Source organism: Alloalcanivorax marinus, from assembly GCF_016906305.1.
Taxonomy (GTDB): domain Bacteria; phylum Pseudomonadota; class Gammaproteobacteria; order Pseudomonadales; family Alcanivoracaceae; genus Alloalcanivorax; species Alloalcanivorax marinus.
In genome coordinates this window covers 1-25745 of the sequence record NZ_JADDOL010000026.1, presented here as the reverse complement: position 1 = coordinate 25745, position 25745 = coordinate 1, and the positions used below count along the sequence as shown (strand labels likewise).

At 60.5% G+C, this 25745-nt stretch carries 20 protein-coding genes; 16 read left to right on the top strand and 4 right to left on the bottom strand.

Annotation, left to right across the window (positions count from 1 at the left end; all coding sequences use genetic code 11):
* Positions 1-7 precede the first annotated feature (7 nt).
* Genes fdhF through IM760_RS16630 form a run of 3 tightly spaced genes read right to left on the bottom strand, consistent with a single transcriptional unit; the run spans position 8 to position 4979 of the window.
* A complete protein-coding gene (fdhF, locus tag IM760_RS16640; protein WP_204431378.1) occupies positions 8-2905 on the bottom strand; it encodes a formate dehydrogenase subunit alpha in 2898 nt (965 codons plus the stop codon).
* Positions 2899-4455: a formate dehydrogenase beta subunit gene (locus IM760_RS16635; protein ID WP_204431377.1), complete on the bottom strand. Its 1557-nt coding sequence runs from the start codon at positions 4453-4455 to the stop codon at positions 2899-2901. Before IM760_RS16635 ends, fdhF begins: the two co-directional genes overlap by 7 nt.
* A complete protein-coding gene (locus IM760_RS16630) occupies positions 4455-4979 on the bottom strand; it encodes a formate dehydrogenase subunit gamma (RefSeq protein WP_204431376.1) in 525 nt (174 codons plus the stop codon). The genes IM760_RS16635 and IM760_RS16630 overlap by 1 nt, the downstream gene beginning before the upstream one ends.
* A gap of 120 nt (positions 4980-5099) precedes the next feature.
* Between IM760_RS16630 and IM760_RS16625 the strand changes: the two genes are divergently transcribed.
* Positions 5100-6185: a substrate-binding domain-containing protein gene (locus IM760_RS16625; RefSeq protein WP_204431375.1), complete on the top strand. Its 1086-nt coding sequence runs from the start codon at positions 5100-5102 to the stop codon at positions 6183-6185.
* Positions 6186-6209: 24 nt separating this feature from the next.
* Here IM760_RS16625 and IM760_RS16620 read toward each other — a convergent pair whose 3' ends face one another.
* A complete protein-coding gene (locus IM760_RS16620; protein WP_204431374.1) occupies positions 6210-7856 on the bottom strand; it encodes an L-lactate MFS transporter in 1647 nt (548 codons plus the stop codon).
* Between the two features lie 630 nt (positions 7857-8486).
* On the opposite strand from IM760_RS16620, the gene IM760_RS16615 reads away from it, so the two are divergent.
* The 15 genes from IM760_RS16615 to IM760_RS16545 all read left to right on the top strand — a co-directional run bounded on the left by IM760_RS16615 (position 8487) and on the right by IM760_RS16545 (position 25506).
* Positions 8487-9848, top strand: coding sequence for an outer membrane protein transport protein (locus IM760_RS16615; RefSeq protein WP_204431373.1), 1362 nt, complete (start codon positions 8487-8489; stop codon positions 9846-9848).
* Between the two features lie 11 nt (positions 9849-9859).
* Entirely contained in the window at positions 9860-12937 is a 3078-nt protein-coding gene (locus IM760_RS16610) for an Ig-like domain-containing domain (protein WP_204431372.1), read from the top strand.
* 191 nt (positions 12938-13128) lie between these two features.
* Complete coding sequence (gcvT, locus tag IM760_RS16605; RefSeq protein ID WP_204431371.1) at positions 13129-14214, top strand: glycine cleavage system aminomethyltransferase GcvT; 1086 nt, start codon at positions 13129-13131, stop codon at positions 14212-14214.
* Positions 14215-14308: 94 nt separating this feature from the next.
* On the top strand, positions 14309-14695 hold the full coding sequence (gene gcvH / locus IM760_RS16600) for a glycine cleavage system protein GcvH (protein ID WP_204431370.1): 387 nt from the start codon (positions 14309-14311) through the stop codon (positions 14693-14695).
* Positions 14696-14843: 148 nt separating this feature from the next.
* Entirely contained in the window at positions 14844-16208 is a 1365-nt protein-coding gene (gene gcvPA, locus IM760_RS16595) for an aminomethyl-transferring glycine dehydrogenase subunit GcvPA (RefSeq protein WP_204431369.1), read from the top strand.
* On the top strand, positions 16205-17677 hold the full coding sequence (gene gcvPB / locus IM760_RS16590) for an aminomethyl-transferring glycine dehydrogenase subunit GcvPB (protein WP_204431368.1): 1473 nt from the start codon (positions 16205-16207) through the stop codon (positions 17675-17677). The genes gcvPA and gcvPB overlap by 4 nt, the downstream gene beginning before the upstream one ends.
* Before the next feature lie 193 nt (positions 17678-17870).
* Entirely contained in the window at positions 17871-18245 is a 375-nt protein-coding gene (locus tag IM760_RS16585; protein WP_204431367.1) for a DUF3192 domain-containing protein, read from the top strand.
* 80 nt (positions 18246-18325) lie between these two features.
* Complete coding sequence (locus IM760_RS16580) at positions 18326-18811, top strand: hypothetical protein (protein ID WP_204431366.1); 486 nt, start codon at positions 18326-18328, stop codon at positions 18809-18811.
* Between the two features lie 28 nt (positions 18812-18839).
* Positions 18840-19007, top strand: a complete 168-nt coding sequence (locus tag IM760_RS16575) for a hypothetical protein (RefSeq protein ID WP_204431365.1) — start codon at positions 18840-18842, stop codon at positions 19005-19007.
* A 195-nt stretch (positions 19008-19202) separates the two neighbouring features.
* Complete coding sequence (locus IM760_RS16570) at positions 19203-19607, top strand: hypothetical protein (RefSeq protein WP_204431364.1); 405 nt, start codon at positions 19203-19205, stop codon at positions 19605-19607.
* Positions 19608-19678: 71 nt separating this feature from the next.
* Positions 19679-20038, top strand: coding sequence for a hypothetical protein (locus tag IM760_RS16565; protein WP_239549940.1), 360 nt, complete (start codon positions 19679-19681; stop codon positions 20036-20038).
* A gap of 288 nt (positions 20039-20326) precedes the next feature.
* Positions 20327-20968 (top strand): hypothetical protein, encoded by a 642-nt coding sequence (locus IM760_RS16560; RefSeq protein ID WP_204431363.1) that lies wholly within the window; start codon positions 20327-20329, stop codon positions 20966-20968.
* A gap of 31 nt (positions 20969-20999) precedes the next feature.
* Positions 21000-21272 carry a hypothetical protein gene (locus tag IM760_RS16555; RefSeq protein ID WP_138773873.1) on the top strand — a complete coding sequence of 91 codons (273 nt, stop codon included), beginning with the start codon at positions 21000-21002 and terminating at the stop codon, positions 21270-21272.
* A 312-nt stretch (positions 21273-21584) separates the two neighbouring features.
* Complete coding sequence (locus tag IM760_RS16550) at positions 21585-23666, top strand: ATP-dependent nuclease (protein WP_204431362.1); 2082 nt, start codon at positions 21585-21587, stop codon at positions 23664-23666.
* Position 23667: 1 nt separating this feature from the next.
* Positions 23668-25506 carry a UvrD-helicase domain-containing protein gene (locus IM760_RS16545; RefSeq protein WP_204431361.1) on the top strand — a complete coding sequence of 613 codons (1839 nt, stop codon included), beginning with the start codon at positions 23668-23670 and terminating at the stop codon, positions 25504-25506.
* Positions 25507-25745: the final 239 nt, after the last annotated feature.

Here is a 25745-nt window from a genome sequence, read left to right as displayed (position 1 = left end):
TGTGTCCTCACTTACCCATCGGCGCCGGTTCGTTGACGGTGGCGTCGGCCCCGGCGTTTTCCAGGTAGTCCTTCTGGCGACGGTCGAAGTCCTGGAAGTGTTGCTGCCATTGGGACGGCTGGGACACCTTCTCCACCTGCACCGCCGTGACCTTGTACTCGGGGCAGTTGGTGGCCCAGTCGGAGCTGTCCGTGGTGATCACGTTGGCGCCGCTGCCGGGATGGTGGAAGGTGGTGTAGACCACGCCGGGCTGCATGCGGTCGCTGATGCGGCAGCGCAGCACGGTGTGGCCCACGCGGCTGGACACGCCCAGCCAGTCGCCGTCGCGAATGCCGCGCAGCTCGGCGTCGCTGGGATGGATCTCCAGCACGTCCTCGTCGTGCCACTGGCTGTTGGCGGTGCGCCGGGTCTGCGCGCCCACGTTGTACTGGCTGAGAATGCGGCCGGTGGTGAGCAGCAGCGGGAAGCGCCGGGTGGTGCGTTCCTCGGTGGGCACGTACTCGGTGACCGCGAAGTGGCCCTTGCCGATGGGGAAGTCCACCTCGTGCATGGTGGGGGTGCCGTCCGGGTGGCTCTCGTTACAGGGCCACTGGATGCTGCCGTGCTCTTCCAGCTTGGCGTAGCTGACGCCGGTGAAGGTGGGGGTGAGCAGGGCGATCTCGTCCATGATCTCGGACGGGTGCGAGTAGTTCATCGGGTAGCCCAGGGCGTTGGCCAGGTCCTGGGTCACTTCCCAGTCTTCCTTGCCGGCCACCGGCGGCATCACCTTGCGCACCCGGTTGATGCGCCGTTCCGCGTTGGTGAAGGTGCCGTTCTTCTCCAGGAAGGTGGAGCCCGGCAGTAGCACATGGGCGTACTTGGCGGTTTCGTTGAGGAAGATGTCCTGCACGATCAGGCAGTCCAGGCTGGTCAGCGCCGCCTGTACATGCTGGGTGTTGGGGTCGGACTGGGCGATGTCCTCGCCCTGCACGTACAGCGCCTTGAAGGTGCCGGCGATGGCCGAGTCGAACATGTTGGGAATGCGCAGGCCCGGCTCGTCGTCGATCTTCACTTTCCACACCGCTTCGAAGCGGTCGCGCACCGCCGGGTCGGCCACGTGCTGGTAGCCGGGCAGTTCGTGGGGGAAGGAGCCCATGTCGCAGGAGCCCTGCACGTTGTTCTGGCCACGCAGCGGGTTCACGCCCACGCCTTCGCGGCCGATGTTGCCGGTGGCCATGGCCAGGTTGGCGATGCCCATCACCATGGTGGAACCCTGGCTGTGCTCGGTGACGCCCAGGCCGTAGTAGATGGCGCCGTTGTGCACCTCGGCGTAGGCGCGGGCGGCCTCGCGGACTTTATCGGCGGGCACGCCGGTGACCGCTTCCAGGGCCTCCGGCGAGTTGCGCTCTTCCAGAATGAACGCGCGCCAGGCCTGGTAGGCGCCGGATTCGCAGCGCGCGTCGATAAAGGCCTGGTCTTCCAGCCCCTCGGACACCACCACGTGGGCCAGGGAATTGATCAGCGCCACGTTGGTGCCCGGGCGCAGCGGCAGGTGCAGCATGCGCCCGCCATGGGGTGTTTTCAGCAGGTCGATGCGGCGCGGGTCGGCGACGATCAGGGTGGCGCCCTGGCGCAGCCGGCGGCGCATCTGCGAGCCGAACACCGGGTGCGCGTCGGTGGGGTTGGCGCCAATCACCAGAATGGTGTCCGCCTTCATCACCGAATCGAAGGTCTGGGTGCCGGCGGATTCGCCCAGGGTGGTTTTCAGGCCGAAGCCGGTGGGCGAATGGCACACTCGTGCGCAGGTGTCGGTGTTGTTGTTGCCGAAGGCGGCGCGGATCAGCTTCTGCACCAGGTAGGTTTCCTCGTTGGTGCAGCGCGAGGAGGTGATGCCGCCGATGCTTTCCCGGCCGTACCTGGCCTGGATCTCCTTGAGGCGCCGGGCGGAGAATTGGATCGCTTCCTCCCAGGACACTTCCCGCCACGGCTCGTCGATGGAGTCGCGGATCATCGGTGTCTTGATGCGGTCCTTGTGGGTGGCGTAGCCGAACGCGAAGCGGCCTTTCACGCAGGAGTGGCCGTGGTTCGCGTCGCCGCCCTTGTAGGGCACCATGCGCACCAACTGGTCGCCTTTCATCTCCGCCTTGAACGAGCAGCCCACGCCGCAGTAGGCGCAGGTGGTGACCACGCTGTGCTCCGGCACGCCCTGGTCGATGACGCTTTTCTCCATCAGCGTGGAGGTGGGGCAGGCCTGCACGCAGGCGCCGCAGGACACGCACTCGGAGTCCATGAAGTCCTCGTCCTGCCCGGCGGCCACCTTGGAGTCGAAGCCGCGGCCGTCGATGGTCAGGGCGAAGGTGCCTTGTACTTCCTCGCAGGCGCGTACGCAGCGCGAGCAGACGATGCACTTGCTGGCGTCGAAGCTGAAATAGGGGTTGGAGTCGTCGGTGGGCGCGTCCAGATGGTTGGCGCCTTCGAAGCCGTAGCGCACCTCGCGCAGGCCCACCGCGCCGGCCATGTCCTGCAGCTCGCAGTCACCGTTGGCCGGGCAGGTCAGGCAGTCCAGCGGGTGGTCGGAGATGTACAGCTCCATGATGTTGCGGCGCAGCTTGGCCAGCTTGCCGTTCTGGGTGGTCACCGCCATGCCTTCCGCCACCGGCGTGGTGCAGGACGCCGGGTAACCGCGCCGGCCCTCGATCTGCACCGCGCACAGGCGGCAGGAGCCGAACGCTTCCAGGTTATCCGTGGCGCACAGCTTGGGGATGGTGATGCCGGCCAGGGCGGCGGCGCGCATCACCGAGGTGCCTTCCGGCACGCTGATCTCCAGGCCGTCGATGGTCAGCGCCACCTGTTGTTCGGAGAGCCGGGCGGGGGTGCCCAGGTCACGGGAAAAGGCGTCCTTCCGGGGATCGTAATAATTCAGCATGGCGAACCTCCACGGGATCGGGTCAGGTCGTCCGGGAAATGTTTGAGTACGCTCTGTACCGGGAACGGCGTCATGCCGCCCATGGCGCACAGGGAACCGTCCACCATGGTGTCGCAGAGCTCGGAAAGCAGTTCGAGATTGGCGTCCTGGTTTTCACCGGCGCGGATGCGGTCGATCACCTCCACGCCGCGCACCGAGCCGATGCGGCAGGGCGTGCACTTGCCGCAGGACTCCACGGTGCAGAATTCCATGGCGAAGCGGGCCTGCTCGCCCATGTCCACGCTGTCGTCGAACATCACCACGCCACCGTGGCCCACCACGCCACCGAAGGCGGCGAAGGCTTCATAATCCATGGGGCTGTCCCACTGGCTCTCGGGCAGGTAGGCGCCCAGGGGGCCGCCCACCTGCACCGCCTTCAGTGGCCGGCCACTCAGGGTGCCGCCGCCGAAGTCCTCCATCAGCGCCCGCAGGGTGGTGCCGAACGCCAGTTCCACCAGGCCGCCGCGCTTCACGTTGCCGGCCAGTTGAATGGCCAGGGTGCCCCGGGAGCGGCCCAGGCCGTAATCGGCGTAGGCCTGGCCGCCCTGGTCGAGGATGAACGGCACCGCCGCCAGGGACAGCACGTTGTTGACCACCGTGGGCCGGCCGAACAGGCCCTGAATGGCGGGCAGCGGCGGCTTGGCGCGCACCTGGCCGCGCTTGCCTTCCAGGCTGTCCAGCAGGGAGGTTTCCTCGCCGCAGATGTAGGCGCCGGCGCCCAGCCGCACTTCCAGATCGAAGTGCTTACCGCTGCCGAGAATGTCCTCGCCCAGATAGCCCGCCTGGTAGGCGCGCGCCAGGGCTTCATTGAAGATTTTCTGCGCCAGCGGGTACTCCGAGCGGAGATAGATGTAGCCCTGGGTGGCGCCCACCGCCAGGCCGGCGATGGTCATGCCCTCGATCAGCATGTACGGGTCGCACTCCATCACCAGCCGGTCGGCGAAGGTACCGGAGTCGCCCTCGTCCGCGTTGCAGACGATGTACTTCTGGCCCGGCGGTTCGTCGTGCACCGTCTGCCATTTGATGGCGGTGGGGAAGGCGGCGCCGCCCCGGCCGCGCAGGCCGGAGGCTTTGACCTCGTCGATGATGCCCTGACCGTCCAGGGTGAGCGCCTTCCTGAGACCCTCGAAGCCGCGCAGCCCGGTGTAGTCGTCCAGGGACAGCGGGTCGGTGATGCCGATGCGCGAGAAAGTCAGACGCTGCTGGTTCTTCAGGTAGGGGATGTCCTCGGTAAGGCCCAGGGCCAGATCGTGGTCCTGGCCGCCGTCGAACAGGCCGGCTTCCACCAGCGCCGGCACCGCCTCGGGCGTCACCGGGCCGTAGGCCACGCGGCCTTCCGGCGTGGCCACTTCCACCAGCGGCTCCAGCCAGAACAGACCCCGGGAGCCGTTGCGGATCAGCGTCAGGTCCAGGCCCCGCTCGGCGGCGGCCTGGCGCAGGGCATCGGCCACCCGGTCGGCGCCCAGGGCGCGGGCGGTGGTGTCGGCGGGCACATAAACGGTCACGCTCATCACTTCACCTCCACCACGGTGGCGGACAGGTCGTCCACCAGGGCATCGAAGCGCGCCGGATCGACCCGCCCGTGAATCTCGTCGCCCACCCGGATGGACGGCCCGCAGGCGCAGTTGCCCAGGCAATAGACCGGCTCCAGGGTGAACTGCCGGTCCAGGGTGGTGCCGTGGTAGTCCACGCCCAGGGCGCTCTTGGCGTGCTGCTCCAGCTGCCTGCCGCCCACCGCCTGGCAGGCCTCGGCGCGGCAGATCTGCACCACATGACGGCCCGCCGGCCGGGTGCGGAAGTGGTGGTAGAAGCTGATGATGCCGTGCACTTCGGCGCGGGTGTGGCGCAGGGTCTCGGCGATGATCGGCACCGCCTCGTCGGGGATGTAGCCGAACCGGTCCTGGATCGCATGCAGGATCGGCAGCATGGCGCCGGGCTTGTGCTTGAGGGCGTCCACCTCGTCCTGAATCGCCTGCTGCGCCGGTGAAAGCGCGGTGGACAGCGCCTGCCCACCCTGGTTATTGTGCTTATACATATGAATAACCAATCCTAATTGTTTTGTCGGTCAACCGGCTTGCACAGCCTGTTTACCGCGTTTCCGGGAAAGGTATCACCGCCCAATACCCATATGAATATGAAGGGCAATGCCTAAACGATGACCATCAAGAAGAAACTCCACATCGCCCCGGCCTGGGTGTTCCGCAGTGAAGAGGGTGAACTGTTCGATCCGGTGATCTTCCGACTGCTCAAGGGCATCCGCGACGCCGGCAAGCTCACCGCCGCCTCGGCGGAGGCCGGCATCTCCTACCGGCACGCCTGGAACCTGCTGAACCGTGGCGCCGACTTCTTCGGCGCGCCCCTGGTGGACATGCGCAAGGGCCACGGCACCACCCTGTCGCCCCTGGGCGAGGCGCTGCTGTGGTCCGAGCAGCGGCTCAAGGCGCGGCTCGGGCCGCAGATCGACAGCATGGCCTCGGAGCTGAATACCCAGCTGCAGCAGTTGCTGGCCGGCGAGCACCCGGTGCTGCGTCTGCACGCCAGCCACGGCTACGCGGTGGCGCTGCTGCCGGAATTCTCCGACTGGGTGGAGCTGGATCTGCAGTACACCAATCCGGGCAACGCCCTGAGCATCCTGGCCCGGGGTGAGTCCGATCTGGCCAGCTTCCACTTTCCCGCCAGTCCGCGCCTGGCGGACCGGGTGATGGCGCTGTACCGGGAGCGGATGAATCTGAACGACCTGCGGGTGATCCGCTTCGTCACCCGCGAGCAGGGCCTGATCCTGCGCGCCGAGACCCGGGCCCGGGTACGCGGGCTGGCGGACCTGACGCGCCCGGACGTGCGCTTTATCAACCGGGACCGGCACGCCGGCACGCGCATCCTGTTCAATCTGCTGCTGGAGGAGGAGGGCATCGACGCCGGGCGCATCCAGGGCGCCGACCAGGAGGAGTTCACCCACACCGCGGTGGCCGCCTACGTGGCCGCCGGCATGGCCGACGCCGGCTTCGGCGTGGAAGCGGCGGCGCGCCAGTTCGGGCTCGACTTCATCGACCTGGCCACCGAGCACTATCTGCTGGTTTGCCATAAGGACTCCCTGGACCAGGGCAACATGAAGCAGCTGCTGGCCCTGATGCGGGCGCCGGAGTTTCTCGCCGAAATCGAGCGGCTGCCCGGCTACGCACCGGACCGCTGCGGCGAGGTGTGCACCTTCGCCCAGTTGCTGGCCAGCGACCGGGCCTCCTGAGCGGCCGCCCGGCCCGGGCCCGGCTCAGAACAACGCCGCCGCCTTGGCGATGGCGATGTACAGGCCGATCAGGAAGGGCACGCCCACGCCCAGCCAGCACAGCACGCCACCCAGACCAAAGCGGCCGCGCGCGGCGGTGTCGGCGTTGGCGGCCACGCCGCTGTCGTGCTGCAGAGCCCGCTCGCGGGCCACTTCCTCTTCGCTCATGTGGTGGTTTTCGTGCACCGGCCGCACCAGGGCGTTGCAGATCAGCCCCACGAACAGCAGCCCGGCCATGATGTAGAGGGTGCGGTCGTAGACCAGGGCCTGGTCGATGCCGGCGGACAGCTGGGCGTCGCGCAGGGCGCCGATGATCAGCGGCCCGACCAGACCGGCGGCGCTCCAGGCGGTGAGCAGGCGGCCGTGGATGGCGCCCACCATCTGGGTGCCGAAGATGTCCGCCAGGTAGGCGGGCACGGTGGCGAAGCCGCCGCCGTACATGCTCAGAATCACGCAGATGGAAATCACGAACAGCCCGGCCATGCCCAGGTGGCCCCAGGTGGGCAGCAGGCTGTAGACCACGATGCCGATCACGAAGAAGCAGTAGTAGGTGTTCTTGCGGCCGATCTTGTCGGACAGCGACGCCCAGAACAGCCGGCCCAGGCTGTTGAACAGACTGATCAGCCCCACCAGGCCCGCCGCCGCCGCGGCCACCGCCGCCAGCTGCGCCTCGGTGAGAGTGGCGTTGGGGTCATCCACGCCCACCAGGATGCCGCCGAACACTTCCTGCAGCATGGGGCTGGCCATGGAAATCACCGCGATGCCGGCGGTCACGTTGAGGAACAGCACCGCCCAGATCAGCCAGAACTGCCGGGTCTTCCAGGCCCGGTTCAGGTGCACGTGGCCGGCGGTGATCATGGCGCTGCCGTTTTCTTCCTTGGGCTGCCAGCCGCGCGGCTTCCAGCCGTTGGGCGGCACCCGGAACCCGAACGCGCCGCAGCTCATCACGATGGCATAGATCACGCCCATGGTGATCAGAGTGCGCGCCACGCCGGTGCCGCCGTCGGCGGAGAAGTGGCTCATCAGCGCCACCGCCAGCGGCGCGCCGATCATGGCGCCGCCGCCGTAGCCCATGATCGCGAAGCCGGTGGCCATGCCGCGCCGGTCCGGGAACCACTTGATCAGGGTCGATACCGGGGTGATGTAGCCCAGGCCCTGGCCCACGCCGCCCAGCACCCCGGCGCCCAGATACACCAGCCACAGCTGATGCATCATCACGCCGATGCCGCCGACGATCATGCCGCCGCCCCAGCACAGGGCGGCGATGAACCCGGCCTTGCGGGGCCCGGCGTGCTCCAGCCAGGCGCCCCAGATGGCCGCCGATACGCCCAGCATGGCGATGAAGATGCCGAACACATAGGTCACGTGGGATACGGACCAGTTGCAGGTGGTGGTGAACAGGGCCTGCATCAGGCCGATGTCGCCGCAGCTGGCCGGCGGGTTGGCGATCTCATTGCTCATCGGCAGCCAGAACACCGAGAAGCCGTAGGCCATGCCGATACACAGGTGGATGGCCAGCGCCGCGGTGGGCACCAGCCAGCGGTTGAAGTGGGGGCCCGCGATGGTGCGCTCGCGGGACAGGATGCCCGGATTGGAGCCCGAGGAGCGGGCGCCGTCGGTAATGCCGTCCATAAACCTTCCTCTCTTCTTATTGGGTGCTTCTTGCTTTTATTGGCCGCGGTTATGAAGTGCGGATCCTATTACGGGAAGTGACGTTACCCAAGCGTTATACCGAACCGGCTCTTGAGGAGAAAAGCGTTGTGCCCGGAAACTATCCGAAAGTCTTATGACGTCGGGTTCATAGCTGAGGCCGGGCCCGGCACCGTGTGCGTGGTTTCGTTGGTTAACGCTTGTCCTCGCGGAAGCGCTTGACAACAGACGGCCGGTTCCTTTCTTCACTGTATTTTTACAATCTTTATGTTTAACGAAGGGTGACGGTTCTTCACAATCAAGTGAAGGTCGGCGAGCCGCAGGAGACTGGGCCGGAGCCCTTGCAGGCCGCGTCCGGCGGGCTTTCCGCTGGGGGTAGATAGGACCGGCGTGCCGAAAACGATACTTAATTATTAACGTATAAAAGCAGAATCAGTAAAAAGGTTTGTCTACCGGAATTGGTTAACAAAAGTGCACGAAATGTGGCGTAACACAGTGTTTCGTGCAATTTCGGTAGCGCATACTGCGCCGCCTGAATGTGAACGCCTGTACCGGGCGAATTCGATAATAAAGTGCCGTTGCGCTCAAACGGCCCACTCGGAGAAGTCGCACATGAAAAACAACAAGATCGCCCGGGGCCTGGCCCTGGCGCTTGTCATGGGAACCGGCAGCACCGCTTTCGCCAGCATGGGCAACATCGGCACCACCTACGGGGTGTTGCCCACCGATGTGGCCTCCGCTCAAGCCCTGTCCATGTTCAACACCAAGGTGTCCTCGGTTTATTACAACCCGGCCTACCTGGCCAAGGACCCGCGCGGCGAGCTCACCGTGGGCCTGCTGCACGCCGAACACGAACTGCGCGTGAACAGCCTGGGGGGGCCGGCGGCGCCGATCCGGCGTGGCGACGTGCTGCAGGATTCGCCCTCCCAGCACACCCTGATCGGCCTCAAGTCCAACCTCTCCAACCTGACCCGCTTCAACCATCCGCTCTACCTGGGCGTGATGATCGGCATCGAAAAGTACGGCGAGGAAATGCTCGCCTTCGAATCGGAAACCTCGCGCACCGGCCAGTACTTCGAATACGGCCGCCAGCCCCTGTTCCTGAGCCTGGGCGGCGCCACCCAGCTGTGGCGCGGCATCGACGTGGGCGCCTCCGCGCGCATCACGCTGCAGTCCGAGGCGGAACTGAGCGCCTACACCAACCTGGCCGGCGAAACCCGCTACGAGAAGCTGGACGTCTCCGCCAAGCCGGAAATCCGGCCCACCCTCAGCGTCACCATGGACCTGGGGGAAACCTTCTGCCCGGACGGCAACTGCTGGCTGGACGGCTTTGAAACCGCCTTCGCGTTCCGTGGCTACTCCAACACCAACACCACCGTGGACGCCAACACCGTGATCCCCGGCGTCATCGACGAGCCCGGCCTGTCCCTGGCGGTGACCACCCTGGATTCCTACCAGCCCAACATCTACTCCGCCGGCCTGCTCTACCGCACCGACCGGCTGCGCCTGGGCGCCAGCCTGGAACTGCAGCAGTGGTCCGACCTGGAAGACGAGTTCGACGGCGACACCATCAAGGACCAGGCGGTGAGCAACGACGACGGGGTGGGCATCCTGGAATTCCAGGACGTGGTGATTCCGCGCATCGGCGCCGAATACCAGCTCAACCAGAACTTCGCCGTCACCGGCGGCGTGGCCTACAGCGAATCGCCGCTGAAATCCAACGCCTCCCTGAACGTGAACTACCTGGACACCGACAAGTGGATCTTCGGTCTGGGCCTGACCGCCAAGTATGAACGCACCCGCTTCTTCTCCTTCCCGGTGCGCTTCGACATCGCCTACCAGTACCAGAAGCTGGACCCGCGCACCTTCGATCTCTACGACACCCGCTCGCCCAGCTATCCCCAGCCCTACGAAACCGTGGAAGCGGACGGTGACGTGAATGTCATCACCGGCGCCGTGACGCTCAAGTTCTGAGGAGGCGGACCATGAAACTGCGTACTTTATTGCTGGCCGGCGCCGCCCTGGCCCTGGCCGCCTGCGGCGGCGGTGGCGGCAGCGAACAGACCGTGGACTTCAGCACCTGGGTGGAAGCCGAGGTGTTCTATACGTACCCCTATGAAGGGCAACGGGACGTGGCGCCGCGGGCGCCGGTGATCGTGCGCTTCTCCGAACCGGTGGAGGTGGACGCCGGCAACTTCACCCTGGAAGGCCCGGACGGCCCGGTGCCGTTCACCGTCAAGCAGGTGGACGGCGGCCTCAGCGCGGTGCTCACCCCCAACGACGCCCTGGCGGTGAAAAGCGACTACACGCTGACCCTGAACGATATCCGCACCGAGAACGGCGAACCCTCGCTGCCCGGCGACGCGCTCCACTTCACCACCCGCCCGGCCCTGCAGGGCCCGTTCGAGCTGCGCAGCAGCGAGGACAGCTTCGAGGTGGTGAGCGTCAACCCGGACGACGCCGAGGTGCCCTTCCTGGACTTTTCCTCGGTGAACGTGCGGCTCTCCCAGCCGGTGGACCCGGACTCCCTGGTCTACGGCCAGACCATTTCCCTGACCCAGAACGGTGAGGTGATCCCCGCCACCCTGTTGGCGGAAGGCCGCTACATCACCCTCGACCCGCGCCCGCAAAGCGACGGCGGCGAGGACCCGGTGGAACCGGTGGAGGCCGGCGCCACCCTGACCCTGACGCTGACGAACCAGGTGCGCAACATCCGAGGCGAGGCGCTGCCCGCCTACACCCGGGAATTCATGCCCCGGGACACCTCGCCGCGCTCCACGCTGGCCCAGCGGGCCGACCCGGCGGACACGCAGCTGGGCTGCCTGGACGACGGCGTGCGCACCTCGCCGATCACCGGCGAGGCCATCAACTGCGTGCCGCTGATCGCCAAACTGCTGGGCGACAACACCGCCTCCAAACAGCAGGGCAATGTGTTCGCCGAGCTGGCCTTCGCGCCCAACTTCCCGGACAAGACCCCGCTGCGCATCCCGCGCGGTTCCCTGCTCAGCGGCGACCCGCTGGAAGTGAACATCGGCGGCGCGGTGCCGGCGGGCTTCGACTCCGGCGAGGTCACCGTGACCTTCCTGTCCGACGCCAACGGCTATCTGCTGCCCAACCCCTACTCCGATGACGCCGGCGCGCCCAAGCAACTGCGCCTGACCATGGACGTGGCCTTCGACACCGAGACCCAGAAAGCCAACGGCGCCTTCAACCAGAACCTGCTGCAGGTGGAACTGGTGGGCTACGCCGTCACCGACCTGGAAAAAGGCAGCCTGGTGGTGGACGCCGTGGGCATGGTCGAGCCCCGCGTGCTGGGCGTGGAAAACGCCTACGGCATGCTCAGCTTCCATATGGAGTCCTACCCGGATCAGGAAAGCGCGCCGGAGCAACCGCGTAACCTGGACGCGCCGCAAATCGCCACCTGGATGCCCGGCGGCGAGGTCGGCAAGCAGCGCCCCGGCGACCCCATCATCCTGACTTTCGACGAACCGCTGGACCCCATGTCGGTGGCGCCGGGCGCCGACCTGACGCTGACCGCCGACGGCGCGGCGGTGCCGTTCGATTACTACCTGGACGGCGTGTCCATCGTCATCAAGCCGGAACAACCGCTGGCCTACAACACCACCTATGAGATCGGTGTCACCGACGGCATCACCGACACCGCCGGTAACGCGGCGCAGCCGTTCACCCGCACCTTCACCATGCCCGAGTATATCGGCAGCGGGCACCCGGCCATCGCCACCACCACCTATCCGGGCTTTCCCTGCGCGGCGGACAAAACCACCTGGGACATCGCCGCCGGCGACCACGGGATTTGCCGGGGCGGCGAAAGCGACGACGACCACCTGCCGGTGATGCCCATGCCCGGCCGCCGCTCCATCGTGGTGCAGTTCTCCCAGACCATGCTGGAAGAGAGCATCCAGGTCGGCGAAACCTGCGACACCGGCAGCTTCCGGGTGGAGAAAATCGCCGAGCCCGGCCAGGCGCCCCAGGGCACCGTGGACGGCAACAGCCGCACCCAGTACGCCTGCCTGGACACCGTCCCCGGCGAGCTGGAGTATCGCGGCCGCAAGGTCACCTTCACCCCGGATCAGCCCTGGGAAGACGGCGCCACCTACCGCTATGTGCTGATGTCCGAAAACCAGGACTTCAGCGTGGACGACTGCACCAGCGGCGAAGCCCTCTGCACGGTGGACAACGGCCCCCTGCAGACCGCCGTGCTGGAAGCGCCGGAAGACGGCCAGGGCGGCCCCAACCTGGAGCTCTACTTCACCGGCGCCGCCGCCAACGACAATGTGTTCCAGGAACTGCGCAACCTGCCGGCCTACGACACCAACGCCGACTTCGTGCACCAGGACCAGGAACCCCAGCCCCAGGAACAACCGGCCGGCTCCGGTGAGTTTCCGGCACCGCCCAACAGCACCGAACTGTTCGTCAAGGACACCGGCGGCCTGTTGCTGGACGCCCGGGTGGGCTGCGACTACGACGGCCCGGCCTGTCCCAGCGACAAGTTCATCTACATAACCGCCGACCTGGACGTGGAAGTGGTGGGCTATGACGCCCAGGAAGACGCGGTGCGGGTGAACATCTACCCGACCCTGCTCAAGACCTCCTCCGTGGATGTCTACGCCCGCTTGCTGCTGGTGCTGTTCCCCATCGACCAGATCATCGCCACCGGCCCGCAGATCATGCGCATTCGCTACGAGGACCGGGGTAACGGCCGCACCGAGCCGGTCACCGGCTGGATCCGCGAGACCCCGGACGGGCCGGTCTTCGAGACCAACCTGGACATCTACCTGTCCGCCCCGTACCTGCGGCCCAGCGCCGCCGGTCTCCAGCTCAGCCACGACCTGTACAGCTACCCGCTGAGCCTGAACCTGGTGGGTGACGTGACCTTCCTGGAAGACGGCCGTTTGCAGATCGAGCAACGCAACCAGCAGGAGCAGGACGTGGTGGTGAACATCGACCTGATCGACAACGTCATCAAAGCCGCGGACATGACCCTCGGCATCCCCGCGAACGGCGTGTTCCTCAACTACGTGTCCGCCCCGATCAAAAACTGAACGGATCAGCGTCCACTTGCCGGCCCTTACGGGCCGGCTTTTTTATGCCAGTTTTGTATACAGGACCGGCCGGTCAGCCACCGCCTAGGCGCCGTGCGCCGGGTCCGTTATCCTTCACCCCTGACAACCAACGGGCCTGACCGGGCGACCCACTCGCCGCCCCGGCCCACGGACCTGGAGCCCGCCTTCCCATGGGTCAGCGCACACCTTTATACGACGCCCATCTCGCCGCCGGTGCCAAGATGGTGGACTTCGGTGGCTGGGACATGCCCATCCACTACGGCTCCCAGCTGGAGGAACACCACGCCGTGCGTCAGGGCGTGGGCCTGTTCGACGTCTCCCACATGACCGTGGTGGATGTGGCCGGTAAGGACACCCGCGCCTACTTGCGCCGCCTGCTCGCCAACGACCTGGACAAGGTGGGCGAGGGCCGCGCCCTCTACACCTGTATGCTCAACGAACGCGGTGGCGTGGTGGACGACCTGATCGTCTACAAGATCGCCGCTGACCAGGCGCGCTTGGTGGTCAACTGCGCCACCCGCGACAAGGACCTGGACTGGATGGAAAGCCAGACCGGCGGCTTCGCCGTGGACATCCAGGAACGCCCGGACCTGGCCATGCTCGCCGTGCAGGGCCCCAAGGCCCGCGCCTTTCTCCAGGACCTGGTGTGTGACGACGCCCGCGCCGCCCTGGGCGAGCTGCCGTTCTTCGGCTTCGCCCAGGTGGGCAGCTGGCTGATCGCCCGCACCGGCTACACCGGCGAGGACGGTGCCGAGATCATCCTGCCCGGCGAAAAAGCGCCGGCACTGTGGCAACGGCTCACCGACGCCGGCGCCCGCCCGGCGGGCCTGGGCGCCCGCGACACCCTGCGCCTGGAAGCCGGCCTGAACCTGTACGGCAACGACATGGACGACGGCGTCACCCCCTGGGAAGCCAACCTGGGCTGGACCGTGGCCCTGGACGACCCGGACCGGGACTTCGTCGGCCGCGCCGCCCTGGAAGCGCAAAAACAGAAAGACCACCCGGTGCTGCGCGGCCTGGTGCTGGAAGGGAAGGGCGTGCTGCGCCCCCACCAGACCGTGCACACGGCCGGCGGCGAAGGCGAGACCACCAGCGGCACCTTCTCGCCGACCCTGGGCCAGGCCATCGCCTTCGCGCGCCTGCCCGCCGGCACCACCGGCACCGTGGAAGTGGAAATTCGTAATAAGCGATTGGTGGCTCAAGTGGTCAAGCCGCCCTTTGTGAAAAAAGGCCAGCGAGCATATAAACCCGTGTGAACACGCTGGCACGCTACACGCTTGCACGCACCATGCTTTTGGGCGTGCCAGCGTGAAGCGTGCTGGCGCGCAAGCGTCTTTAAAGGAGAAAACAATGAGCGAGATTCCTGCCGAACTGCGTTACCGCCAAAGCCATGAATGGGTCCGCGTCGACGGCGACGTGGCCGTGGTGGGCATCACCGACCACGCCCAGGACGCCATGGGCGACTTGGTCTACGTGGAACTGCCCGACGTGGGCCAGGTGTTCGCCGCCGGCGACGAAGCCGGCGTGGTCGAATCCGTGAAAGCCGCCTCCGACATCTACGCCCCGGTCTCCGGCGAAATCACCGAAATCAACGAAGCCCTGGACGACGAACCCGAGCTGGTCAACAACGACCCCTACGCCGGCGGCTGGCTGTTCAAGATCAAAATGGCCGACGACGGCGAGCTCAAGGAAATGCTCACCGCCGACCAGTACCAGGAACAGATCGACAGCGAATAACCACCCTTCGGGCGAGTTGAAAGTTGAAAGTGAAACGTTGAAAGGGCGGCTCCGGCTCGGGGTTTTCCTTTCAACTTTTAACTTTCAACTCCGCCGCTGTTGAGCTTCGTGGCCTTTCCGATCACCGCTTAATCCATCCGGAACCCCCATGCCCTACATCCCCCATACCGAAGACGACGTCCAAGCCATGCTGGCGGCCATCGGCGCCGACAGCATCGAACAGCTCTTCGATGAAATCCCCGCCCACCTGAAAGCCGGCCACTCCCTGGACGCCCTGCCCGAAGGGCGCGGCGAAATGGCGGTGACCCGCCTGATGGCCGAGCGCGCCGAACAGGACCGCTTCGCCCTCAGCTTTATCGGCGGCGGTGCCTACGCGCACCACATCCCGGCGGCGGTATGGGAAATCGCGACGCGGGGCGAGTACTACACCGCCTACACGCCGTATCAGGCGGAAGCCAGCCAGGGCACCCTGCAGGTAATCTACGAATACCAGACCCTGATCGCCCGGCTCACCGCCATGGACGTCTCCAACGCCTCGGTCTACGACGGCGCCTCCGGCCTCGCCGAAGCGGTACTCATGAGCCTGCGCGCCAACCGCAAATCGAAAAGCCGCAAGGTGCTGGTGCCCGACGCCCTCAACCCGCGCTACCGCGGCGCCTGCGACGCCATCGTCCGCAACCAGGACGTGGAACTGGTGTCCGTGCCGTTCTGCAACGACGCCGGCCAGACCCTGGTGGATGGCCTGAAAGAACACGAAGGCCAGGACTACGCCGCCCTGGTGATCAGCCAGCCCAACTACTTCGGCAGCCTGGAAGACGTGGACGCCCTCACCGACTGGGCCCACGCCAACGGCCAGCTGGTCATCGCCGTGGTCAACCCGACTTCCCTGGCCCTGCTCACGCCCCCGGGCGAATGGGGCGCGGACGGCGAGGGCGCCGACATCGTGGTCGGCGAAGGCCAGCCCCTGGGCGTGCCGCTCAGCTCCGGCGGCCCCTACTTCGGCTTCATGGCCTGCAAGAAAAAACACGTCCGCCAGATGCCCGGCCGCATCATCGGCCGCACCGTGGACATGGAAGGCAAGCAGGGCTTCACCCTCACCCTGCAAGCCCGCGAGCAGCACATCCGCCGCTCCAAGGCCACCAGCAACATCTGCACCAACCAGGGCCTGGCCATGACCGCCGCCACCATCTATGTGTCCCTGCTGGGCCCGGACGGCCTCGCCAGCGTCGCCGGCCACTGCCACGCCAACACCCAGAAGCTGGCCGACAAGCTCTGCGCCCTGGACGGCGTCGAGCGCGCCTTCAGCGCCCCGGTGTTCCACGAAGTGGCCCTCACGCTGCCCCAGGACGCCGACACCGTGCTCGCCCGCCTGGCGGAAAAAGACATCCTCGGCGGCCTCAGCCTCGCCAAGGACTACAGCATGAAGAACGCCATCCTGGTGAACAGCACCGAAGTCCACACCGAAGGCGATCTCGATCTATTCGCGCAGGCCCTGAAGGAGGTTCTGGCATGAGCAACGAAACCACGCTGATCTTCCAACACTCCCGTCCCGGCCGCAGCGCCACCGCGCAAGCGCCCAAGCCCGTGAGTGAGGACCAACTGTCCGCGATCCCCGCCAGCCTGCGCCGCAAAAACAAACCCGGCCTGCCGGAAGTGGGCGAGCTGGAAGTGGTGCGCCACTACACCAACCTGTCGACCAAGAACTTCGCCATCGACAAGCAGTTCTACCCGCTCGGCTCCTGCACCATGAAATACAACCCGCGCGGCGCCAACCGCGCGGCCATGCTGCCCGGCTTCCTCAACCGGCACCCGCTTGCCCCGGCCAGCCACAGCCAGGGCTACCTGGCCTGCCTGTACGAGCTGCAGAACTTCCTCAAGGAAGTCACCGGCATGAAAGGCGTCTCGCTGGCCCCCATGGCCGGCGCCCAGGGTGAATTCGCCGGCGTCGCCATGATCCGCGCCTACCACGAAGCCCGCGGCGACGACGGCCGCACCGAAATCCTGATCCCCGAAGCCGCCCACGGCACCAACCCGGCCACCGCCGTCATGTGCGGCTACAAGGTCCGCGAAGTGCCTGTCGGCAAAGACGGCGACGTGGACCTCGAAGCCCTCAAGGAAGCCTGCGGCCCTCAAACCGCCGGCCTGATGATGACCAACCCGTCCACCTGCGGCGTGTTCGAGCGGCAAATCGAAGCCATCTCCAAAGCCGTCCACGACGCCGGCGGCCTGCTTTACTATGACGGCGCCAACCTCAACGCCATCCTCGGCAAAGTACGCCCCGGCGACATGGGCTTCGACGTCATCCACATGAACCTGCACAAAACCTTCGCCACCCCCCACGGCGGCGGCGGCCCCGGCGCCGGTCCGGTGGGCGTCTCCCAGCGCCTGCTGGACTACCTGCCCACCCCCATGGCGGGCCTGGACGAAGAATCCGGCGACTACCACTGGATCGACACCGACACCCTGCCCACCAGCATCGGCCACCTCAGCGCCTTCATGGGCAACGCCGGCGTCCTGCTGCGCGCCTACTTCTACGCCATGGTCCTCGGCCGCGAAGGCATGATCCGCGTCGGCGAATACTCCACACTCGCCGCCAACTACCTGCTCAAACGCCTCGAAGCCATCGGCTGCCAGGCCGCCTACCCGGACCGTCGCGCCAGCCACGAATTCATCCTCACCTTCGCCAAACTGGCCAAGGACCAACACGTCACCGCCCTCGACATCGCCAAGCGCCTGCTCGACTACAACCAGCACGCCCCCACCATCTACTTCCCGCTGCTGGTCCCCGAGTGCTTCCTCATCGAGCCCACCGAAACCGAAACCAAGGAAGCCATGGACGACTTCATCGACGCCATGGCCAAAATCCTGGAAGAAGCCAACACCGACCCGGACACCGTCACCCAGGCGCCGTTCACCCAGCCTGTGCGCCGGCTGGACGATGTGAAGGCGGCGAAGGAGTTGGATTTGGTTTGGGGTGAGTGATGGTGGGGTTTTAAGGGTTAGTTAGTTGTTACTACCAAAGGGGCCTTTTCTGGCCCCTTTTTTCTCTCTCATATTAGAGCTATATTCGGCTAGATACGCCTTTTTTCTCATTGGGTAGGTGCCCTAATAACGTCAATGGCGGTTATATTCAATGTCGCTTTATAAATAACTTGGTTGCTAAAAGGGAGGTAAGGTGAAAGCCGTAATTTTTGGTTTGTTTATTATTCTTTCTGGATGCGCATCTCTTTCTGGACTGAGATCTGAAAACAGGGCAAACATAATGAGCTTGTCGCCGGGAATGGACAAGTCTGAAGTGACCAAAATAATGGGGAATGAAAGTTACTCTACGATCGCAGGCACCATAAGTAATCCTTATAGATCCGAGCTATACAGGACTCAGGTAGGGATTGTTGAGGTGCTTATGTATTACACCGACCTCAAAGCTAGTGATGACGCCATTACAGACGATGAGCTCACGCCAGTTGTTCTTATTGATGGCAAAGTCGATGGTTGGGGTTGGACGTACTGGGATAATATGGTTCACAAATATGAAATTAGAATTAGATAGAAAGTGTGCGCTTTAAAAGAATTTTAGAGTGATAAATAAGCGCGTTAATTATTAATTGCTCTATTTTCTGGAGATGTGTTTTGGAAATAATTGACCATTACAGAAGAAAATCGCTTAGTGATGGATATCGGATCGAGAACTGCTGGTTTCATTTGCCTAAACAAAAATTCGAGACACAAGAGTTCTTGATTCGCTCTCAAAGGCACACAAGGCCGTCCGAAAGCCGTATTTTGGTGTCTGATTTAGTGAAGGCTATCGATGTGTATGCTGAGGCCTCGAGTTATGAGAATGAGGCTGGCCTTTTTCCTAAGATTGTGGTTCAGAAAAGTAATACGGCAGTTAATTTTAAATCCAAAAAAACTGGGCTTTGGGCTCACTTGGCGTTCCTTTATGGGAGAGTGTGTTCAGGGCCAATTGAATGGTATTTATATGCCTACGCTAGAGGGCGTTTTAAGCCCGGATCATTAAGCCAAGAAATTAGAAGCGGGCGTGGAATTAGGCTGGCATATGCTTCCTTTTTGGCTATTAATGAACAAAAAAACATGCGGTTTAAAGAGCTCAATTAAGGCGGAGACGAAACAGTGCGGATCGGTCATGCTTCCTGCTGCTGCCAAGCACTTCCTTGTCGAGCCTGCCGAAACCCCAAAAGCCATGCACGACTTCGTCCATGTCGTGGAAAGAATCTTCAACGAAGCCAGCTCCGACTGGGACAGTGTCACCCAGGGGCGGTTCACTCAGCCCTGCGCCTGCTGGACGATGTAAAGGCGGAGAGGCAATTGGATTTTGTCGTGCGGGTTGATGATAGGGAGGCTCCTAGGTTCGTTAGTAGTTCTTGTTTGACATTTCCCTTTTCGGTCTGCTTTCTTAAAATTCTCGAAAATATAATAATGCTGAAGAATCGTGGTCTAGAGCGCTACATTGTGGCTGTAAGTAAGAGTAATAGAATAGGGGGTGAGTGTGTCAATATTCAGATTTATGAAAGTTGAGGCGGATTTTCGATCACGAAGAGTTTTCCTAGTAAAGATCATAAGTGTGAATCAAGATGAGATCCTGCTCGCCGATGGTGGCCAAATTAACGTCATGGCTTCCTGGTCAGAAGCTCTTCCGTTCCCGAGAGATTCTGAGGGAAAACTTTCGTATGATGACGCCCCAGGACTGTCTAACGCGCTGTATTGTATTATGCGCAATGGTAGGTTTACCGGGATGATAGTGATGAAAGGAGAGGATGGAACGCTTATGTCGAGAAGCGTGGTCACCGGAAAGGAGGTTATGGGTTGGCAGGGAGGAGACCTTATGGATTACTGCAAGAAAGTGATGAGGGACGATGTGGCGCTTGATTCCGAATATCTCATGCAGCTTTAATCCGATTAAGACGTACTAACTATCTTAGCTCATGTCGTATGGCAGCTGGCGATAAAGGATGAGCTGCTTCGATGAGTAATCCACCCTCGCCGGCTACCCTGCTCAAGAGTCTAGAAGCCCTCGGCGGCCGGCCGCCTACCCGAGCCGCCGCCAGCCACGAATTCATCCACACCTTCGCCAAACTGGCCACGGACCAACACGTCACCGCCCTCGATATCGCCAAACGCCTGCTCGACTACAACCAACACGCCCCAACCATCTACTTCCCGCTGCTGATGCCCGAATGCTTCCTCATCGAGCCCACCGAAACCAAGGAAGCCATGGACGACTTTGTCGACGCCATGGCCAAAATCCTGGAAGAAGTGAACACCAACTCGGAAACCGTCACCGAAGCGCCGTTCACCGGCCCGCGCGCCAGCTGGATGAGGTGAAGGCGGCGAAGAAGTTGGATTTGCTTTGGAGTGAGTGATGGCGCTGCTCTAACGGTTAGTTAGTCGTTACTATGTGAAGGGGCCTTTTGTGGCCCCTTTTTTGTGTTTGCGCGACAAGCGGATACAAATGTTGACTTGTGAAGTCGGTCACGTTTTTATTGGTGATAAAGCCCAGCACACTGAGCTCATTTGGGGTGTGAGAGAGAGGGGGTAAACCGGAAATTTTGTGCCAGCTTGATCTGCCGTGATTAAAAAATTGGGAGGGGATTCAAATTGAAGATAGCATCTGTGCTCTTGGTTATCATTTTTCTGAGCGGCTGCACGACTGTGAAATATAATGGTTCACCGATGGCCGTAAAAAACGTTGATTACCCTCCTGTGGGGCAAGAGGTTACAGCATACGTTGGGGATCATATGGTCGAAAAGGGCGTTATATATGAAGAGCAGGTACTATATGTAAAACGGCGTGTTGACGGCTTCCTTTACGACATCCCCAGCAATAATTACCCACAAGTAGGGTTCGATAGTAAGCAGGATTTCTTTTCAGCGGTCGGCGTCATCAGAGGTGCGCTATCGGATCCTATTGAAGCTTTGGCCATAAAGAAACAAGGCCATAGCAAACTATGTGTTATTACTACATTGGGTGGCCGTGCTTGTTATGATGCTGACTATGAGAGGCATGGGCGAGTTTCGGAAACAAAAAATAGTTTTCAGCAGACACTGATATACAGCGGTCGCGTAGGAAGCAAGATAAATATCGGATACCGAGAGTTTAGCAATAACACCGCTAGGCCCGCATTCAATAACGAGGTTGAGTATGATCTTTCGGCGTCAAGGGTAATAGGCTACAAGGGAGCGCAAATAGAAGTTTTGAATGCTGACAATAGCAGCATTACCTATAAGTTAATAAGAAATTTCCCGAATAGATAACTAAAAATAAAAATTTAAAAAAGGGGGCGCCATGAAAACAATATATAACCCAGATATCATACAAGAGTTCGCTGATAGGTTGTATGCCAAAGCTAATAGTGTAACTCGGTCTTACACTGCGCTCGGGGTTATATTGCTCGGATTCGCTGGGCTCGCAACTGGTCAGCTTGTTTTTGCGGCTGTCGGCGGAATTATTGGTGGCGCGGTCGGTTACGCCTATGGGAAAGAAAAGGCCTTCGCGCATAAACTTCAAGCTCAGACAGCGCTTTGCCAAGTGCAAATAGAGAAGAACTTAAGAAAATAAGTCGTTGTGGTGGAAAATGAAAAATTACTGCCCTTCCAGGTTATGGGTGGCCCATCAATTGGAAAGTATGACATGTCTAATGACCTACACATTAGGCGTGCGAGATATAAGATAGAGAGATAAACGTCACTTTTCGCAAAGGTCACCGATCGGGAAGTCGGTGGCAGATGTAAGGCATTGATAAGCGGAGCCTTGCCGCGCGCCTCATCGGAACGGCGCCGGAATGTACGTCGGGGGATATACGACGAACGTCGGTGAATAAATTGTTAGCTTTAAAGAGTTTGACAAACTGGTGAATCGAATAAGGACGTTATGAAAATCACAAGCATCGCAATCAAAAATTTCCGTCGTTTAGAACAGGTGACTATCGGATTCGAGGATGATGAAACTGTTTTCGTCGGCCCGAATAACAGCGGAAAGACGTCGGCAACAGCCGCATTCCGCTGTTTTCTTGGAGGGAAAGACTTCAAGGTGCATGACCTATCGGTTTCGAAAGTTCCTGCTCTTGACGCGTTTGGTGAAGGCGGCGACGCGGAAGGTCTACCAACAATTGAGCTGGATCTTTGGTTTTCGATTGATCCTAATCACATCTCGTTTGGGCGAGCGTTTACGCTGCTACCAGAGCTGTCGGATGCGCTCGATAAGGTTGGTATCCGGCTGAAGTACCAGCCGAGTGATCCGGAAAAAATGCGCACGGAGTATTCCGCAGCATACCCAGTATCAGAAGACGAAGGAAAACGAACCCGGACTCTTTCCCAGTTTCTGGGTATTGATACAAACTTGAAGCAACACTACGGAATCTCATACTACTCGCTTGATGACCGGGGCCAAGAACTCGTAGAGACCCTGCTAGACAGCAAAGATGGAAAATCCTTGCTCAGGGACTTGCTGAGGGTGGATTTCGTCGATGCTCAACGGAGTGTAAATGATGATGAAGCTAGCAGAAGCAACCGCCTATCAACTGCGTTCTCTGCCTTCTACAAGAAAAACTTGGAGCAGGCTGAAGCCAAAGAAACAGCCTACCAGGTGATCGATGAGAATAACCAGAAACTCACCGACCATTATGAGACGCACTTTAGTGGCCTGATGGAAGTTATCAAGGGGCTTGGTGTGCCTTCCATCAATGATCGAGTTCTCAAAATCGTTTCTTCACTGAGCCCTGAAGAGGCGCTTCAAGGTAATACTGACCTGATATATATAGATGAAGCCCGTCAGCATGAATTGCCGGAGTCATATAACGGGCTGGGCTTCAAGAACCTTATATACATGGCGATTCAGATTAGCCATTTCCATTTGCAGTGGATGCGAACCGAACAGAATCGGCCGCTCTGTCAATTGATCTTCATTGAGGAGCCAGAAGTTCATCTGCATGCGCAGGTTCAGCAGACGTTCATTGAAAATATATGGGAAATTATATCTAATACTGCATGTGCTGCAGAGCAAGCCGAACTCGTGCCGCAGTTCGTGGTATCTACCCATTCCTCCCATATCTTGGACGCGGTGGATTTTGCAAAGGTTCGCTACTTCGAGCGTTGCGAGCTTGAGGGTGAAGACCGTCAGGCCGTGAGGACATTTAATGCATCAAGAGTGCATAGTCTTCGTGGTTTTGATCCGGGTCCGGTAAAGTTTGAGGGAGGACAGGTCGATTCTGAGGAAGCGAAGCGGTTCCTTCTTCGCTACCTGAAGTTGTCACACTGCGACTTGTTTTTTGCAGATGCGGCAATCTTGGTGGAGGGAACCGTAGAAAAGCTACTGCTTGCCAAAATGGTTGAGAAGTCAGCACCTACGCTACGTACCAAGTACCTTTCGATCCTAGAGGTTGGCGGGGCATACGCGCACCGCTTTGAGGGACTACTCAGTTTCCTCAATATTCCGCACCTAGTTATCACCGATCTAGATTCCGTCGGCCCAGAAGGAAGGCATCCAGTGTGTCGAGGCGATGATCCTAGTGCGCTAACCTCCAATGCTTCTTTGAAAGAGTTCTTCGGCGTCAACACCGTGGAGGAACTACTAGCCCTCAGCGAAGATCAAAAACGGGACGAGATGAAAGACCGATGTGTGGCGTTCCAAGTAGGAATCAACGTCGAGGAAAATGGTCAGACACTCACAATGATACCGCGAACGATAGAGGAAGCGTTTGCGTACGATAATTTCGCTTTGCTGCGTGGCAGTGCATTGGACGTGGGGATAGATGTGCCAGATGATTTGGAAGGATCCTATCAGGCTATCTTCGAGAGAGTGAAGTCATCAAGCTTCAAGAAAACTGATTTTGCGCTGGATGTGTTGGCTTCGGAGGTGGACTGGCTAACACCTGGATATATTGATGAGGGGCTGCATTGGCTTGAGCAGCGCCTAGCCAAAGTAGAGCAAGAGCAGCCTTTAGCGAGTAATTGATATGTCGGAACGGATTCAGACTGAAGCAGATGAGAAAGTGGCTGCATGTCTTAATGAGCAGCGAAGCTTCGCCGTAATCGCAGGGGCGGGATCTGGGAAGACTTCATCGCTCATTGATGCACTTAATCTAGTTCGTGACAACTATGGTGTTGCACTTCGAGAAAATGGGCAGCGGGTCGCCTGCATTACATACACCAAGCGCGCCGTGGCGGTTATTTCAACGCGTTTAGGTTTCGACGATCTCTTTGTTGTCTCAACACTTCACAGCTTCCTGTGGGGCGAGATAAAAACCTTTACCAAGGATATCCGAAATGCGCTACGCGAATCACGCATACCGCAGCTCATAGCTAAGGCAGCTGAGAAAGATAATGGCGGCAATAGCAAGACGGCGCTTAAAGCCAGGGAAAAAGTAGCAAAACTCAGTGAGGAACTAGAAAAACTAGATGAGGTGGTTGCGTTCCGATACGGCGATGCGGTGTATAGCAACTACCTAGAGGGCAGACTGAGTCATGACGACGTCATCGAGATTGCAGGCTGCTTACTGAAGGGCAAAGCAGTTTTTCGCAAGGCGTTCGGATTTCGGTATCCTTTCATTTTCGTTGATGAAGCCCAGGATACATTTCCGGTTGTTGTGGAAGCATTCAATGCTGTCACTGAAGATGATGGGCTTCCAGTCGTGGGTTACTTTGGAGATCCATGGCAGCAGATTTACGAAAAACGAGCTGGTGATTTTAAGCCTCCTGCCGGTGGAGAAACTATCGAGAAGACCGAGAACTTCCGTTGCTCGGAAAGTGTTATTACCTTTTTAAATGCATTTCGAAAAGATGTGACGCAGTATCCTGCAGGAGATAACAAGGGGCGGCAAGGGAGTGTAAAAATAACACTCATTGAAGCGGAAAACCCAGAAGCTCCTAGAAGGCGCTACACCGAAACCCAGATCGATCGCGCTTTGCAGCGCATGGATCAAGCAGTCGAAGCTTGGGGCTGGCAAGGGCGAAATGACGTCATTCGGCTTTTCTTGGCGCGTCAGATGATCGCTCGGCGCTTAGGGTTTGCATGTCTCAATGCCTTGTTTACTGGAAAATATGCATCTGCAGCTGCTCAAGAAGACTATGAGTCGGGAGAGCACTTTCTGCTTAAGCCGGTAGTGACCGCCGTTTGGCCTCTCGTCGAAGCCTACCGGAATGGAGATCAGCGCCTTGTTGTCGACCTGTTAAGGACTATTGGCCCGGCCTTCGATGTTCGAGGGAAGAACCGAAATCGGTCATTGAAAGAAATGGTGGAACTATCTAAGCATGTAGTGGCGAACCTTGATGCGGTTTGGTCTAACGGTAGGTTGAGAGATATATACGAATATTGCCGAGAACAAGAGCTCATAAGGCTCCCCGGACGCCTTGCCGAGCATTTAGACAGAAATCCTAGAACTGAAGAGTATGAAGAAGAAGCCTATGGGCTTGAGAAGGGTGACTGGCTTTGCGACGAATTCTTTGCCATGAAAACAACAGAGCTTGGAGCGTACTCTGACTTCATTCAAGAGAACACTGCATACAGCACGCAGCATGGCGTGAAGGGTGAAGAATACTCTGATGTGCTGGTTGTATTTGATGACGTAGAGGCTGCTTGGAATAATTACAGCTTCTCAAAGCTTCTAACCCCTGGAACGTCTGGCGAGCCAAAAGAAAGTCAATTCCGGAGAAGCAAAAAGCTAGCCTATGTTTGCTTTTCGAGGGCTGAAGAAAACCTCCGGATTCTCTTCTATACAAACAACGCGGTTGCGGCAAAAGAGGAACTGCTTCAAAAGGAGTTATTTTCGAAAGCGGATATCAGTGTCGTTAACTAAGGCGCGGATAGATGAAGAAGCTAACAGGCCGCTACACAAGGACAAAATTACTCGCTGCGCTCGCAATTTCACCTGTGAGTGGTTGCGTTATCTCATACCCCGTGTTTGTCAAAGCACAGGAGGCCCCGGCCGATGGCCGGGGTGCGGTTCTCATCTAGTATGATCTCGAATAATTGATAGCCGATGACCTTCCCCCCGAAATTAAGACCATGAAGACGATGAGATTTCCAGTTACCCTG